Source organism: Pedobacter sp. R20-19, from assembly GCF_000708265.2.
GTDB lineage: Bacteria > Bacteroidota > Bacteroidia > Sphingobacteriales > Sphingobacteriaceae > Pedobacter.
Map to the genome: position 1 here is coordinate 242,085 of NZ_JCKI01000004.1, position 14,019 is coordinate 256,103.

The following is a 14,019-nucleotide window of genomic DNA, read 5'->3' on the forward strand; positions in this document are numbered from 1 at the left end:
TATAAGATTAATTATTCAATCCCTTTATTTTTCACTACTGCTACCGTAACCATCAATTGTCCTAAATGACGCATGGTATGTTCTGCAGCATGAAAAAGCAGGCCAATTACTGTAGAAGGCAAGCCCGCTCTTCCAATCCCCCTGTAATCTGTTAAACTCGCTTCATTGGTTTGCTTTAATTGGTTTAGCGATTGATTTACCTGAAGGTTAAACCGCGCCACTAAATCATTAACTGAACATTGCTCCTGATCGCAATGCCCTTCCTGATAGAGCTGCTCAAACTGCAATTCAGAAAGACCTTCCGCACGGGCGTATGTAAATACACGATCTAGTACACCGCTTAAGTGTTGCAAATGAAATCCGGCAGATGCCATGCCTGCAGGGCGAATCCAAAGCAGGTCATCAGGAAATTGATCTAAGTATTCGTTAACTTCTTCTTTTGCCTGTAGCAAGGCATGGGCTACCGGCTGAAGCAATGGGGCAATATCAGGTAATGGTCCTCTTTGCCAAACTTCTGTCTTTTGGGTCATATTAAATGATTCTTACTCAAAATTAAATTAAAAACGGATACTTAAAGGGAATAGTTATGATCATTTCAAACTTTATTAGTTTCCTTCCGTTTAAATATGCGTAAGTTCAACAACATTTAAATTTTAAGATAGCATCATACATTTATTGCAAAAAAGAATTAATGCTGTCTTGATATAATTTTCTAATTTTAAAGCCTAATACTATAAAGTAGCATGTCCGTTAGTTCACTGTCATCACAAAATTTTTCTCAATATCAGGAAGCACTTTCCACATCTACCAGTGCAAAAAAAATCTTTACTTCAATAATAGACCTTCATCAACGCCTGGCCATAAATGAGCAAGAATTGGAGGCACTACAATTTGATTCTTTGTCAACCGAAATTCAGGCGCAATACGACCTTCAGAAAGAGTCTTTCAGAAGTGAGCATCAAGTATTAAAAGGCGTTCGAAAGGCAATTGATGAACGGATTTTAATTGTAGAACAAAAGCTCTATCTCGGTCTTCCGGATGATTTGGCGGAAATGGATCGGTTGATAGCGGAACAGGAAGCCATTGTTGCTGATCAGGAAGAGCTTAATGAAAATGAGCTTGCGCTTTTAGAAAAAATGAGTCAGAGTGATATTAGTTACGGTAAGAAATTAGCTGCACTTGATCAATCTAAATCAAATCGGGAGCTACCTTTAAAATCTAAATTAGACAGACAACTTTCGCAAGTTGCGCTGGCACAGAAGCAAAATACCTTTCGCACCAACATATTGTCTATAGTAGTTATCTTACTTATCCCAATAATTTTAGATTATATAGCTTATTTGTTAGGACTTAATGGCAAAACAGATACGAGATTGATTTTTTCACATTACGTTTTTCTTATTGCATTTATTGTAATAGAGTTTTTCTTTGCAGAGAAAATTAAAAACATCGTTTCAACTTTCCTTGCAAAAAAACAGTGTAAATCTTTTTTAAGCGAAATTTCAGCTTCGCTGGATAATATTGAAAAAGCCAAGCGCAAGCTGAATGTTAATAGACACTAAATTTACTTCATATTATGGTCTTTATTGCACCATACTATCAGTAGAAATCATAAATTAAGGCACAACGGTATAAAACAAGTAGGAAGCAAAGATCACCAATAGCACTACGCCTTGCTGTACATTTGTTTTTCCAGTGGCCAGAGAGAACATAATCGTAATCATAGAAAGTAACAGCAATACAGTAGAACTCATGTCAATTCCTAACATAATTGGCATGTTAAAAGCGATAGAAACTGCTGCAACTGCCGGAATGGTTAATCCAATACTGGCTAGCGCAGATCCAAGTGCAAGATTTAAACTGGTTTGAAGCCTATCTGCCTTAACTGCACGATATGCAGCTAATCCCTCTGGTAACAGTACAATAGCTGCAATGATTACACCAACAACTGATTGAGGTGCACCCATCGACAGAACCATCACTTCAATATCATTAGATAAATATTTTGCCAGCAATACAACAGTAATTAAACTAATAATTAAAAGCGTTAAACTGCTAAAGGTAGTGGCATTATTAGGGGCATGTTCATGTTCTTCTTCGGATGTAGAATCTTTTGGAAGAAAATAATCCCTATGTCTAACGGTTTGCATAAAAATAAAGCCCCCATATAAAACCAATGATACGATAGATACAAAGATCAGCTGACTGGTGGTATATTCTCCCATGGCACCACTAATGGTATAATTAGGTAAGATAAGGGTAAGTACTAAGATAGAAGCAAGTGTTATTAAAGCAGCATTAACCCCCTGAAGTTTATAGAGCTGCTCTTTAAATTTAATGCCGCCACGCAATAAACAAATTCCTACAATGGCGGTGAGAATAATCATTACTGCTGCAAAAACAGTATCTCTGGCTAATGCTTTTGTTGCTTCGCCCCCGGCGAGCATTAAAGATACGATGAGACCTACCTCTATCGTAGTGATGGCCAGGGCTAGAATAATTGTACCAAATGGTTCTCCTACCCTATGTGCAATAACCTCTGCATGATGTACTGATGCCAAAATGCTACCAACCAGTAAGCCAGCCAATAATATCCTAAACCAAGCACTAGATTCTATTCCTGTTAAAAAGTAAGCTACAATTCCTAATACTGGAATTAAAATGGTCCATTTGGGTAGATTAATATTTTTCATAGGCATAATTGAGTTGCTTAACTAACAAAAAACTATCTAGAGGGTTTTTATTAATCACAATCAATAAAAATTCCATCAACACTTAGCATACTATTTTTATACTTCTGAAAAAAGTTATACCTTTAGAGAACACATCCGTAATGATTGAATTACGAAATAAAACCAACATTAAATTATGCTGTTTTTCGCAGTTCCATTATATTTCACAACATTTATAGGCTGGTTACTTTACGCAGGATTGATTAAGAAAAATTTGAGGCATCATTTACCCTTGGTATATTTCGGTAGCATCTTCAGTATGATCTGGTTCGCTATTGTACTCATATCAATTGCATAACATAACGACCAATTATTAAAAATCGCAATTATGCATATCTAATGCTATTAATTGCAGGTACCCATTCTTGTTTTCCACAACGTTCGCATATGTGTGATGAAGCTATTTCAACCACTTTAGCACAATGGGTACAGGCATAATGGCCTTGCCGAACAATATTTTCTGTTTTTTGATGATAGGGTTTCGGAAATATCGGAAGTCCATAATCTACCTGGTTTTCAGGATAGAATAAAAAACTAACCTGTCCGTTGGTTTCCAGTACCGCTGCCCTTACCTGCCCCAGATGTTCAATATTCTGAACCCTCATTTCAGCAAAGAATTCATCCTTTGCAAAATTAGCATCACCATCTTTTTCTAAGGTAAATAACCCATCCTCAACAATATACATGGGGTCTCCTTCCAGGATCATTTCCATTTTCTGACTTTTTGCAGTGAGATAAGTGATCAACCGATAGAGCAGAAGAATAACGATAAAAACCAGCAAGGAGGGTAAAATAGCTGATTCTGTACTCACCATCGGATCTCCAGCTGCAGAGCCCAATGCAATAATGATGGCTACCTCAAAAATACTGAGTTGCCGAACTCCCTTTTTACCCGACGACCGCAGAAACACCAATACGAAGGTGAACATAATTAAGGTGCGGATGCCAATTTCCAAAACCATTGAAAAATCAAGATCTTTTAACCATAGATTTTTCCAGTCGATTTCAAGCAAAATATTTATTCCCATTTTAAAACAACATGCTTTATGCTCAATTGTTACTGTTTTGCTCAATAATCATGAATATAGATGAACAACCTTCTCTATTTATTCCATGCTAAGGCACGATCTTGATGAATAACGGGGTAAGCAAGCACGGTAAAATCATCAGAAAAATCATGATTAAAAACCTGAAAACTTACAGGCCACTCATCTTTCAATAAACCAGATACAAATTTTGAAAATATACCTTCAAAACTTTTAAAACTAACGCCTGATCTGCAAACCACTAAATATTCCTGATCAGACCTGGCAACTACTTCGTTAATGATATTATTCCATCTGGACATTAGTGCCGATGGAAGTTGATTAAAATATTGTTTCTCTATCAGAGCAACAATTTCATAAAACAATTCGCCAGGAAAATCATCTCCACTTAATTGTTTCCAGTGACCATTAAATTTGTCAATACTACCCATTAATTCACCATCAAGAACTACCCGCCAGGAGTCTTCAGGAGAAAACTGGATTACCTGATAAACAAGAATTTCGGTATCAGCTTTTGTAAAGAAACATGTTAATTCAATCATAAGTAGGGAGAAAATTTATTTAATAACCATCAAATGTAAACTTAAATACTAAATTAAATAGCAATTTTTAAATAATTTTAGCTAAAAATTAACTTTTTCATAGCCCCATTAGCACCTTACTATCAATAACTAAAAATGTTAGTCTAAATTTATACTGGTATATTGGCCTCTATTCTCATATCTCTGTTACAATATCAATTTTGGCACAGCATTTGAATTTTAAATAATACACACAAATTAAATTTAGATTATTATGAAAAAGCTATTAATCATCTCCGCGATTGCAGGAATCGTGGCTTTAACATCCAATCAATCTAACGCTCAGGTAAGTTTAAATGTAAATATCGGTTCGCAACCTGCTTGGGTGCCTGCAGGCTATCAAAATGTAAACTACTATTATTTACCAGAAGTTAACTCCTATTATTATGTACCACAAAGGCAATTTGTTTATCTGAATGGAAACCGCTGGATCAGATCACGAAGTTTACCAAGCAGATACCGTGGTTATGATTTACATAGGGGAAGAAAGGTAGTTGTTTACGGAAACCAACCTTATCGCAGTTATCACACTCATCAAGTGAAGTATTCCAATAGATCTAATGTTTACAGATCAGCATATGGCGGTGGAAATCGTGTAAATTATGGTCCTGGTAGAAATAGTCATAGACCATTTAAAATGGATAAAAGGCACCATCGCGGACCTGAACATCCAAGATTTGCACCTCATGGCCCTAGAGGAAGGCATGGAAGACATTAAATTAGTTTAAAATAACACATCACATAGCCGGGAGAAAATCTTCCGGCTTTTTATTTATACGCTTTTGATGGATAAAAGCAGATCAATTTAATAAATCCCCTTAAACAGAAGCGGTTGGAATTTCTTCCAACCGCTTCTGTTTTCTATTTAAAAACTTTAATTAACCTACTAAGTTAAATTAGGCTTTTGCCGGACTATTTTCTTTACTGATTTTTAATTGTGCATTAATGCGGTCTAAAACGTCATAAATATCAAAAGGCTTGCTGATGTAATCATTTGCAAAGGCTGCAATTGCTTTTTGTTCACTATTATTTTGTGCAGACATTACGATAATTGGAATGTGCTTAGTGAACATATCAGTTTTTAAATCTTCGCATATTTCGGCACCATTGCCATCAGGAAGCATTACATCAAGTAAAAACAAATCTGGCATAGCATCCTGGATATTTTTTTTCAATTCGGCGAAAGAAGATGACAACTGTAATTCAAACCCCTCCTCTTTTAAAAGAATTTCAATTACATTTCTAATTTCCTGATCGTCTTCTAAAATGTGTATTCGTTTAGTTTCCATATTCAAATTATATTGTTTTGGTTCATTGCATAAAAGATAAATTTTATACGATAGTTACAGTAACACCTAAACTTTCTAAATGTTTTACAATTTGTTCAGAAATTCCCTTATCTGTGATGATATGATCAATTTCCTCCAATCCACATATTTTACCAAATCCTCTTTTTCCAAATTTAGTAGAATCGGCAAGTACAATTGTCTTTTGCGATGCATTGATCATTTTCCTATTTAGGTGCGCCTCCATTGCATTGGTAGTGGTTAGACCGAAATCTAAATCAATACCATCAACTCCTAAAAAAAGCTTGTTAAAATAAAAATCCTGTAAAACCTGTTCGGCATAGGCACCCATTACAGATGAAGAACTTTTTCTTAAAATGCCACCAAGCTGAATGACTTCAATATTAGGCTCACGCATTAATTCTAAGGCCACATTTAGAGCAGATGTAACTACTGTAAGCTGACTGGATGGGGTAATATTTTTAGCGAAATAATAAACCGTTGTTCCAGAAGCAATTACAATAGAATCATTTTCATTTAATAACGCAGCTGCTGCAATACCTATCCTATTTTTTTCTGTTGACTGGATTTTCTCTTTTTCATTCACCGGGCGATCCACTGTGTATGGATTATTAATGGTAGCGCCACCGTGTGTTCTAAAAAGTAAACTCTTATCTTCCAGGAGTTTTAAGTCCTTTCTTATCGTAACAGAAGACACTTTCAACTCCTTACATAAATCTACAACATTAATATATTGATCTTTTTGTAAGCGACTTAAAATAAACTGGTGCCTCTCAGCCAAATTCATCATAAACTTTATTAGTTAAGTATTTTGCAAAATAGCAAATAATAATCTCTATAAAATTGGATTTGTTGAAATATTTAATATTTTTTTAATGTTGATCATCAATGATTTCGAATTTGATTATTTATACTTGCGTATTGTTTCGTTTTATTTTTTATTTATCCAGGTGAAGAGACCACACGATTATATTTTGCCAGCAAGTTCTGAATGGGATATTATTATTATTGGAGGAGGCGCTACCGGTTTAGGTACAGCACTTGATGCCGTAACACGTGGCTTAAAAACACTACTTGTAGAACAATCAGACTTTGCAAAAGGGACATCCAGTCGCAGTACAAAACTGGTACATGGTGGTGTTAGGTACCTGGCGCAGGGTGATATTGGCTTGGTTAGGCGTGCATTAAAAGAGCGTGGACTTTTACAGTTAAATGCCAACCATCTGGTTAATAAAGAAGCATTTATTATTCCCTGTTATGATTGGTTCTCCGTTATTAAATATTTAACGGGTTTAACACTTTATGATTGGTTGGCTGGTAAATTTTCATTTGGCAAATCCAAATTACTTTCTAAAAAAGAAGTCCTTAGTTTAATGCCAGGCATCAAATCAAAAGGTTTAAAAGGTGGAGTAAGGTACTATGACGGGAAATTTGATGATGCCAGATTAGCGATAAATATTGCTCAAACAGCTGTAGAACAAGGTGCAAAACTTTGTAATTATACGAAAGTAATCGGCTTAATTAAAAATAATAGCGATGAAGTAACTGGTGTAAGGATTTTAGATACACTTAGCGAAAAAATAGCAGAAGCACAGGGAAAAGTGATCATTAATGCTACTGGGGTATTTGTAGATGATATTTTACAAATGAATAATCCGCTATCGAAAAAAATAGTCAGACCGAGTCAGGGCGTACATATTGTTATTGATCAAGCATTTCTAAATACAAATTCAGCGTTGATGATTCCGAAAACATCTGATGGAAGAGTACTTTTTGCGGTGCCCTGGCATAATCACCTCCTTGTCGGTACTACTGATACACCATTGGACGCCCATGATTTAGAACCAAGAGCTTTGAAACAAGAAGTTGATTTCATCTTGAACACAGCTGGTGCTTATTTTGAAAGGTCACCACTTAAAAAAGATATATTAAGTGTATTTTCAGGCTTACGTCCGCTTGCTGCCCCAACCAATGGCGATAAAGATAGCACTAAAGAAATTAGTCGTGACCATAAACTTATCGTCTCTGCAAAAGGATTAATAACGATAACCGGAGGCAAATGGACTACTTATAGAAACATGGCTGAAGAAACCGTTGATTTAGCCATTAGCCACGCACAATTAAAAGCAGAGAATTGCAGGACTCAAGATTTGAAAATTCATGGCTGTAGTGCTTTCAAAGCAGATCACTACCTGGATATTTATGGTTCAGATCGTAAAGAAATTGAAAAACTGGCTAATGAATTGCCTGAATATAATCAGAAGCTTCACCCTGCATTTCTGGATACGGAGATACAAATAGTTTGGGCGGCGAGGTATGAAATGGCCAAAACTGTAGAAGATGTATTAAGCAGGAGATTACGTATTTTATTTGTTGATGCCAAAGCTGCAAAAACAATGGCACCAAGAGTAGCCGCCATTCTTGCATCTGAACTTAACAAAGATCAAACCTGGGAACACGAACAGGTTATAGATTTTAATCAACTGGCTGATGGTTACATTTATACATCTTAATACAATGTATATTCCATATTAAGCCAAACAGCAACTAACCAAATCATGATGAATAAGTATATTTTATCTTTAGACCAGGGAACGACAAGTTCAAGAGCCATTATCTTTAATCACAATGGCGAAATTGTAGCTATTGCACAAAAGGAATTTACACAGCTTTATCCTCAGGCAGGTTGGGTAGAACATGATCCTTTAGAAATCTGGTCAACACAATTAACCGTTGCTACAGAAGCTATTATTAAGGCAGGTTTATCTGTATTTGATATTGATTCAATAGGCATCACCAATCAAAGGGAAACTACTGTAGTTTGGGATAAGGAAACCGGAAAACCTATATATAATGCCATTGTTTGGCAAGACAGACGTACTTCTCAATATTGTGATGACATTAAAGCACAAGGGCTTTCTGATCTCATTCAGCGTAAAACCGGCTTAATCATAGATTCATATTTTTCAGCAACAAAGGCAAAATGGATTCTTGAACATGTAGATGGTGCGAGGGAAAAGGCTGAAGATGGCAAACTTGCCTTTGGTACAATAGATACCTGGCTAATCTGGAAGCTAACTGCTGGTAAAACCTTTATTACAGATGTCACCAATGCATCAAGAACGATGCTTTACAATATTCATACCCTGGAATGGGACGATGAGCTTACAGAGTTGTTTGGAATCCCTAAAGGCATGTTACCAGAAGTCAAATCATCAAGTGAGGTATATGGCGAAACTGCAGGTAAAATTCTGGCTGCAAAAATACCAATTGCAGGCATTGCAGGTGATCAGCAGTCGGCACTTTTCGGACAAATGTGCACTGAAATCGGAATGGTTAAAAATACCTATGGCACAGGTTGTTTTATGCTGATGAATACTGGAGAAACTCCCAAAATATCTTCTAATAATTTGTTAACCACAATTGCCTGGAAAATAAATGGTCAGGTTAATTATGCTTTGGAAGGAAGTATATTTATTGGCGGCGCAGTGGTACAATGGCTGAGAGATGAATTAGGCCTAATTTCCAAATCAGCTGATGTGGAAACACTGGCAAAGCAAGTAAAAGATACCAATGGTGTTTATATTGTTCCTGCATTTGCGGGTTTAGGTGCCCCCCATTGGGATCAACATGCAAGGGGAACCATTACAGGTCTAACGCGTGGCACCAATAAATCACATATTGCCAGAGCTGCATTAGAAAGTATTGCCTACCAAACAATGGATGTACTGAAGGCCATGGAAGCAGATGCTGGAATTGAGATCACAGAACTACGGGTTGATGGTGGTGCAACCAAAAATAATCTCCTGATGCAATTTCAGGCTGATCTTTTAAAAAGTGTAGTCGTGCGACCAGAAGTTACAGAGGTTACCGCACTTGGTGCCGCTTATCTAGCAGGCTTAGCGACAGGTTATTGGGATAGTATTGAACAAATCAGGTCTCAATGGAAGATAGACCAAACGTTTAAAGCAGAGGAAGGTATAGATAATACTGATAGAATTAAAGGCTGGAACCGTTCAATAAAAGCTGCAAGAGTTAGTGCTGCAGATTAAATAATATTAAGTTTATAATACATTAGCTGATGACGGAATTTGTTGCAGAATTAATAGGAACAGCCTTGCTCATTCTATTGGGTAACGGTGTAGTAGCTAACGTAGTGCTTAAAGGTACAAAGGGAAATAATAGCGGATGGATGGTCATCACAACAGCTTGGGGTTTAGCTGTTTTTGTAGGTGTTGTTATCTCAGCACCTTACAGTGGCGCACACCTGAATCCGGCCGTTACCATTGCCTTGGCCATCGCTCAAAAATTCGACTGGATTAAAGTGCCCTACTATATTCTCGCTCAGCTATGCGGGGCAATGTTGGGCTCATTTTTAGTTTGGGTAATGTATAAAGATCATTTTGATGCGACAGATGATCAAAATTTAAAAGCCGCACCATTTGCTACTTCACCAGCCATTAGAAATCTGAGATCTAATCTTTTCTCAGAAATTATTGGAACTTTTGTGCTAATCTTCGTCATATTTTATTTTACCAATGCAGAAATGGGGAGTGATAAAACACCCGTTGGTTTAGGTTCACTTGGTGCTTTACCAGTAGCATTCTTAGTCTGGGTAATTGGTTTAGGGCTTGGTGGTACTACAGGTTATGCCATTAACCCCGTAAGAGATTTAGGACCTCGAATTATTCATACCCTCATTCCAATGAAAGGAAAAGGAAGTAGTGACTGGCCTTACGCCTGGGTGCCAATTGCTGGACCAATTATTGGCGCAGTACTCGCTGCCCTACTCTATCTGGCTTTACAAATTTAAAAAGATTACCATATCTGTATTCTATCATCATTATAGAAACAATCATAACTACTGCAGGCTGTCTGAGTCATAATTTTATTATCTTTGAAAAGAGAACAGATATGATATATTTGCTGTCCCTAACCTAAATATAACGAATTGCACGACTTTTTTCTTTTTATAGATACCGAAACATCCGGCTTACCAAAAAACTGGCGTGCACCTTATTCTAAAGAAAACAACTGGCCGCATATATTGCAAATTGCATGGATTATTTTTGATAAAAACTACGTTGAGATCAAACGAGCCAATCATTACATCAAAAATGATGGTTTTATCATCGATAAGGCAGCACAAAAAATTCATCATATAAGCGATGATTTTTTAAAAATTAACGGTGAACCAATTGAGCCCATCATGTTATCTTTATGTGAAGATATGAATCGGTTTAATCCATTGGTTATCGGGCACTTTATAGAACTGGATTTTCATATGGTTAATGTTGAACTGAACAGATTAGGTTTGGAAAGCATTTTTAAATCATCAACCTTTTATTGCACCATGAAAACCAGTGCAGATTATGTAACCAATTCGATTATCAGTCACCTTAAACTAGATAAATTTTACACTATTTTATTTAATGAAGAACCCGAAGAAAGTCATAATGCACTTAATGATGCACTAAATACCTCAAAAATTTTCTTCCATTTGCTTCAGGATAAAAAAATAAGCATATCTTCCATTTATAAACAGGAACACACCTTCATTAAAGTAGAAGAAGTAGAACGTTCATTATTTAGACGTATTTTACAGAAAATATTTCCATGGATAATAAGCTAGCAGATAAAATATATACCTCAAGAATTGGTGATATTACGTTTAAAAAAATAGTGAGTTGTGCTCCGGATACACCTGTTTTTGAAGCTGCTATTAAAATGGCTGATCATAAAACCAGTTGCCTATTTATTGAAGATGGTAATGGTTCATTCAAAGGCTTTGTAACAGACATTATTCTTCGTGATGAAGTCATTGCTAAACGGATGGATCCACAAATCGCAATTAGTGAGGTAATGGATCTAAATATAGTAACCATTGCACCTGAAGCATTTGTTTATGAAGCAATACTGATGATGTTTAGCAAAAAATCAAGGTATTTACTGGTAAATGATAATGGTAATTACGTGGGTTTTTTAAGTCGAAACAGGCTTTTAAGTGAGCAGGCAGAATCACCTTTAGTATTTATCCAGTCGGTAAAATCTGCAGTAAACACTTCCGATTTAAAATCCAAATGGCAGAAAGTCCCTCATATTGTAGCACAGCTTTTAGATCGGGGTGTGCATGCTAAAATTGTAAATGAAGTGGTAACTACTATTGCGGATACGATTTCACTTAAAATTATAGAAGAGGTAATTGATAAGCTTGGTCAACCTCCGGCTAAATTTGTTTTTATGGTTTTAGGTAGTGAGGGCCGGAAGGAATTGAGCCTAAAAACCGATCAGGATAATGCCATTATTTATGAAGATACTCCGGAGGATCAAAGACCAGCGGTACGCTCCTATTTTCTTGACTTTGCTACTCAGGTTTCAGATAAATTAAATTATGTAGGTTTCGTGTATTGCGATGGCGATTATATGGCAACAAATCCGAACTGGACGCATTCACTGGAGCACTGGAAATACAATTATAAAAACTGGATTGAAGAAGCGCTTCCGGAAACAGCTGTAAAGTTTGCCGCTTTTTTTGATTGTAGAGCCATTTATGGAGACCTTTCCTTAATGACTGGATTAAGATTATTTGTGGATGAAGAACTTCAAAAGCCCATTGAAAAGTTTTATGTTTATTTGGCAAAAAATGCCTTGCTATATGAGCCACCACTAACTTATTTCAGAAACATCAGAACTCAGAAGATCGCAAAGCGTGAAGTTTTTGATATTAAAACAGCAATGACACCTATTGTAGATTTGGCGAGGGTTTATGCTTTACAAAATAGAATTTTTCAAAAAGAAAATACCGGTGAGCGTTTAAAAGCCCTTAAAGAACTTGGAATATTTAGTGAAAAGCAATTTAATGAGTTGTCTCATGCTTATTACTATTTGATGGGCTTAAGATTGAAACATCAGGCAAATTTGATTATCAATGATCAGGCAACTCCTAATAACTTTATTGATATTGATTCGCTAAGCAAGATTGAGAAAGTAACTTTAATAGAAATTTTTAAGATTATATTAGATTTTCAGAGTGGAATCAGAATGAAATTTACGAACAGCTTAAGTTAATTAAGGTCGACTTTTCTGAAAGTTATAATGTCATCCTCCTGCTGTTTTATTTCTTTAATCTACATCTACTGGTTGGTGTCTCACCAACCGTCCTAAGTTTATCTCATCAATTCCTTAATCCATCAATATAGTCTGGTCTTAAAACAAAAAAAAGTCCAGATTTACATCGGAACTTTTTAAAATATTAACCTAGGATGGTTGGTGAGACACCAACCATCCTAGGTTTATCTAATTAATTGCTTAATCCATCAATATGGTCTGGTCTTAAAACAAAAAAAGTCCCGATTAAGTTTTTGTCTCATCAATCTATCTAAACCATTGAATTTATACTCATGAGTTTTTTCGGTTGGTGAGACACCAACCGATAAGGGAAATGAACCTTATTGACAAATTATAAAATGCTCGAAAATCGAGCATTTTATAATTTAAACTACTGGTTGGTGTCTCACCAACCATCTTAAGTTTTATCTCTCAATCTGTTCACACCATTGAATTTATACTCATGAGTTTTTTCGGTTGGTGAGACATAAACTGATAGAAAAGCCAAGAGAAGTATGTTTTCAGATGAACAGACATTGTCTTGAATAAAAAAAGAGTTTCGGAAAACCGAAACTCTTTTTAAAATATGATTATCGCTAATGCGAAATTTCTATTTTACTGCATCAATTACAGCTTTGAAAGCTTCTGGGTGATTCATTGCTAAATCAGCCAATACTTTACGGTTTAAACCAATTTCTTTTGAAGCTAGTTTACCAATTAATTGAGAGTAAGAAATACCGTGCTGACGAGCACCTGCATTAATACGTTGGATCCACAATCCGCGGAATTCTCTTTTCTTAACTTTACGGTCACGGTATGCATATTGCAAACCTTTTTCTACTGTGTTTTTAGCAACTGTAAAAACTTTACTTCTTGCGCCCCAATAGCCTTTGGCCATATTAAGGACTTTTTTCCGTCTTCTTCTCGAAGCTACTGCGTTTACCGAACGTGGCATGTTGTTGTTGTTTTTTGGTAAGCGGCGTTCCTTTTTCTCGGAAACTTAAGGCCTGATACCTGGTGAATTAATAAATTACTTTCCGATGCAAAGCATACGTTTAACGTTACCTGAATCTGCATCTGTTACAATTCCTGCATTTCCAAGAGCACGTTTACGTTTAGTACTCATCTTGGTTAAGATGTGACTTTTGTATGCTTTGTTTCTTTTGATTTTACCTGTTCCAGTAAGCGAAAAACGCTTTTTAGCACTGGAATTGGTTTTCATTTTTGGCATAACCTGTTTTTTAAT

Annotated in this window: 15 protein-coding genes; 7 read left to right on the forward strand and 8 right to left on the reverse strand. The window is 36.0% G+C overall.

Annotated elements, in window-relative coordinates:
* Nucleotides 1-11: 11 nt before the first annotated feature.
* On the reverse strand, nucleotides 12-530 hold the full coding sequence (locus AN34_RS11355; RefSeq protein ID WP_029285441.1) for a DinB family protein: 519 nt from the start codon (nucleotides 528-530) through the stop codon (nucleotides 12-14).
* A 345-nt stretch (nucleotides 531-875) separates the two neighbouring features.
* Between AN34_RS11355 and AN34_RS11360 the strand changes: the two genes are divergently transcribed.
* Complete coding sequence (locus AN34_RS11360; protein WP_157263293.1) at nucleotides 876-1,562, forward strand: hypothetical protein; 687 nt, start codon at nucleotides 876-878, stop codon at nucleotides 1,560-1,562.
* Nucleotides 1,563-1,616: 54 nt separating this feature from the next.
* Here the strand turns inward: AN34_RS11360 and AN34_RS11365 are convergent, their stop codons facing one another.
* The 3 genes from AN34_RS11365 to AN34_RS11375 all read right to left on the reverse strand — a co-directional run bounded on the left by AN34_RS11365 (nucleotide 1,617) and on the right by AN34_RS11375 (nucleotide 4,320).
* Nucleotides 1,617-2,693, reverse strand: coding sequence for a calcium:proton antiporter (locus tag AN34_RS11365; protein ID WP_029285445.1), 1,077 nt, complete (start codon nucleotides 2,691-2,693; stop codon nucleotides 1,617-1,619).
* 365 nt (nucleotides 2,694-3,058) lie between these two features.
* Nucleotides 3,059-3,760: a DUF421 domain-containing protein gene (locus AN34_RS11370; protein WP_051666453.1), complete on the reverse strand. Its 702-nt coding sequence runs from the start codon at nucleotides 3,758-3,760 to the stop codon at nucleotides 3,059-3,061.
* A gap of 74 nt (nucleotides 3,761-3,834) precedes the next feature.
* A complete protein-coding gene (locus AN34_RS11375; RefSeq protein ID WP_029285449.1) occupies nucleotides 3,835-4,320 on the reverse strand; it encodes a hypothetical protein in 486 nt (161 codons plus the stop codon).
* A gap of 253 nt (nucleotides 4,321-4,573) precedes the next feature.
* On the opposite strand from AN34_RS11375, the gene AN34_RS11380 reads away from it, so the two are divergent.
* The gene (locus tag AN34_RS11380) at nucleotides 4,574-5,077 is read left to right on the forward strand and encodes a hypothetical protein (RefSeq protein ID WP_051666455.1); all 504 of its coding nucleotides are present in this window, start codon (nucleotides 4,574-4,576) and stop codon (nucleotides 5,075-5,077) included.
* Nucleotides 5,078-5,255: 178 nt separating this feature from the next.
* Here AN34_RS11380 and AN34_RS11385 read toward each other — a convergent pair whose 3' ends face one another.
* Nucleotides 5,256-5,648, reverse strand: coding sequence for a response regulator transcription factor (locus tag AN34_RS11385; RefSeq protein WP_036677030.1), 393 nt, complete (start codon nucleotides 5,646-5,648; stop codon nucleotides 5,256-5,258).
* A gap of 43 nt (nucleotides 5,649-5,691) precedes the next feature.
* Entirely contained in the window at nucleotides 5,692-6,456 is a 765-nt protein-coding gene (locus tag AN34_RS11390) for a DeoR/GlpR family DNA-binding transcription regulator (protein WP_029285452.1), read from the reverse strand.
* Nucleotides 6,457-6,541: 85 nt separating this feature from the next.
* On the opposite strand from AN34_RS11390, the gene AN34_RS11395 reads away from it, so the two are divergent.
* From AN34_RS11395 to AN34_RS11415, 5 genes are all read left to right on the forward strand, one after another.
* Nucleotides 6,542-8,179 (forward strand): glycerol-3-phosphate dehydrogenase/oxidase, encoded by a 1,638-nt coding sequence (locus AN34_RS11395; RefSeq protein ID WP_082468376.1) that lies wholly within the window; start codon nucleotides 6,542-6,544, stop codon nucleotides 8,177-8,179.
* Nucleotides 8,180-8,227: 48 nt separating this feature from the next.
* The gene (gene glpK, locus AN34_RS11400; RefSeq protein ID WP_029285454.1) at nucleotides 8,228-9,718 is read left to right on the forward strand and encodes a glycerol kinase GlpK; all 1,491 of its coding nucleotides are present in this window, start codon (nucleotides 8,228-8,230) and stop codon (nucleotides 9,716-9,718) included.
* Between the two features lie 29 nt (nucleotides 9,719-9,747).
* On the forward strand, nucleotides 9,748-10,479 hold the full coding sequence (locus AN34_RS11405; protein WP_029285455.1) for an MIP/aquaporin family protein: 732 nt from the start codon (nucleotides 9,748-9,750) through the stop codon (nucleotides 10,477-10,479).
* A 138-nt stretch (nucleotides 10,480-10,617) separates the two neighbouring features.
* The gene (locus AN34_RS11410; protein WP_051666457.1) at nucleotides 10,618-11,298 is read left to right on the forward strand and encodes a 3'-5' exonuclease; all 681 of its coding nucleotides are present in this window, start codon (nucleotides 10,618-10,620) and stop codon (nucleotides 11,296-11,298) included.
* Nucleotides 11,283-12,734, forward strand: a complete 1,452-nt coding sequence (locus tag AN34_RS11415) for a DUF294 nucleotidyltransferase-like domain-containing protein (RefSeq protein WP_051666459.1) — start codon at nucleotides 11,283-11,285, stop codon at nucleotides 12,732-12,734. The genes AN34_RS11410 and AN34_RS11415 overlap by 16 nt, the downstream gene beginning before the upstream one ends.
* Nucleotides 12,735-13,383: 649 nt before the next feature.
* On the opposite strand, the gene rplT is transcribed toward AN34_RS11415, so the two are convergent.
* Nucleotides 13,384-13,728 (reverse strand): 50S ribosomal protein L20, encoded by a 345-nt coding sequence (gene rplT, locus AN34_RS11420; RefSeq protein WP_029285460.1) that lies wholly within the window; start codon nucleotides 13,726-13,728, stop codon nucleotides 13,384-13,386.
* 75 nt (nucleotides 13,729-13,803) lie between these two features.
* Nucleotides 13,804-14,004, reverse strand: coding sequence for a 50S ribosomal protein L35 (rpmI, locus tag AN34_RS11425; RefSeq protein ID WP_010600880.1), 201 nt, complete (start codon nucleotides 14,002-14,004; stop codon nucleotides 13,804-13,806).
* Between the last annotated feature and the right edge of the window lie 15 nt (nucleotides 14,005-14,019).

Coding starts and splice junctions, on each gene's coding strand:
- AN34_RS11365 (WP_029285445.1), bottom strand. CDS start 2,693: ATGAAAAATATTAATCTACCCAAATGGACCATTTTAATTCCAGTATTA.
- rplT (WP_029285460.1), bottom strand. CDS start 13,728: ATGCCACGTTCGGTAAACGCAGTAGCTTCGAGAAGAAGACGGAAAAAA.
- AN34_RS11415 (WP_051666459.1), top strand. CDS start 11,283: ATGGATAATAAGCTAGCAGATAAAATATATACCTCAAGAATTGGTGAT.
- AN34_RS11405 (WP_029285455.1), top strand. CDS start 9,748: ATGACGGAATTTGTTGCAGAATTAATAGGAACAGCCTTGCTCATTCTA.
- AN34_RS11385 (WP_036677030.1), bottom strand. CDS start 5,648: ATGGAAACTAAACGAATACACATTTTAGAAGACGATCAGGAAATTAGA.
- AN34_RS11375 (WP_029285449.1), bottom strand. CDS start 4,320: ATGATTGAATTAACATGTTTCTTTACAAAAGCTGATACCGAAATTCTT.
- AN34_RS11380 (WP_051666455.1), top strand. CDS start 4,574: ATGAAAAAGCTATTAATCATCTCCGCGATTGCAGGAATCGTGGCTTTA.
- glpK (WP_029285454.1), top strand. CDS start 8,228: ATGAATAAGTATATTTTATCTTTAGACCAGGGAACGACAAGTTCAAGA.
- rpmI (WP_010600880.1), bottom strand. CDS start 14,004: ATGCCAAAAATGAAAACCAATTCCAGTGCTAAAAAGCGTTTTTCGCTT.
- AN34_RS11390 (WP_029285452.1), bottom strand. CDS start 6,456: ATGATGAATTTGGCTGAGAGGCACCAGTTTATTTTAAGTCGCTTACAA.
- AN34_RS11370 (WP_051666453.1), bottom strand. CDS start 3,760: ATGGGAATAAATATTTTGCTTGAAATCGACTGGAAAAATCTATGGTTA.
- AN34_RS11355 (WP_029285441.1), bottom strand. CDS start 530: ATGACCCAAAAGACAGAAGTTTGGCAAAGAGGACCATTACCTGATATT.
- AN34_RS11395 (WP_082468376.1), top strand. CDS start 6,542: ATGTTGATCATCAATGATTTCGAATTTGATTATTTATACTTGCGTATT.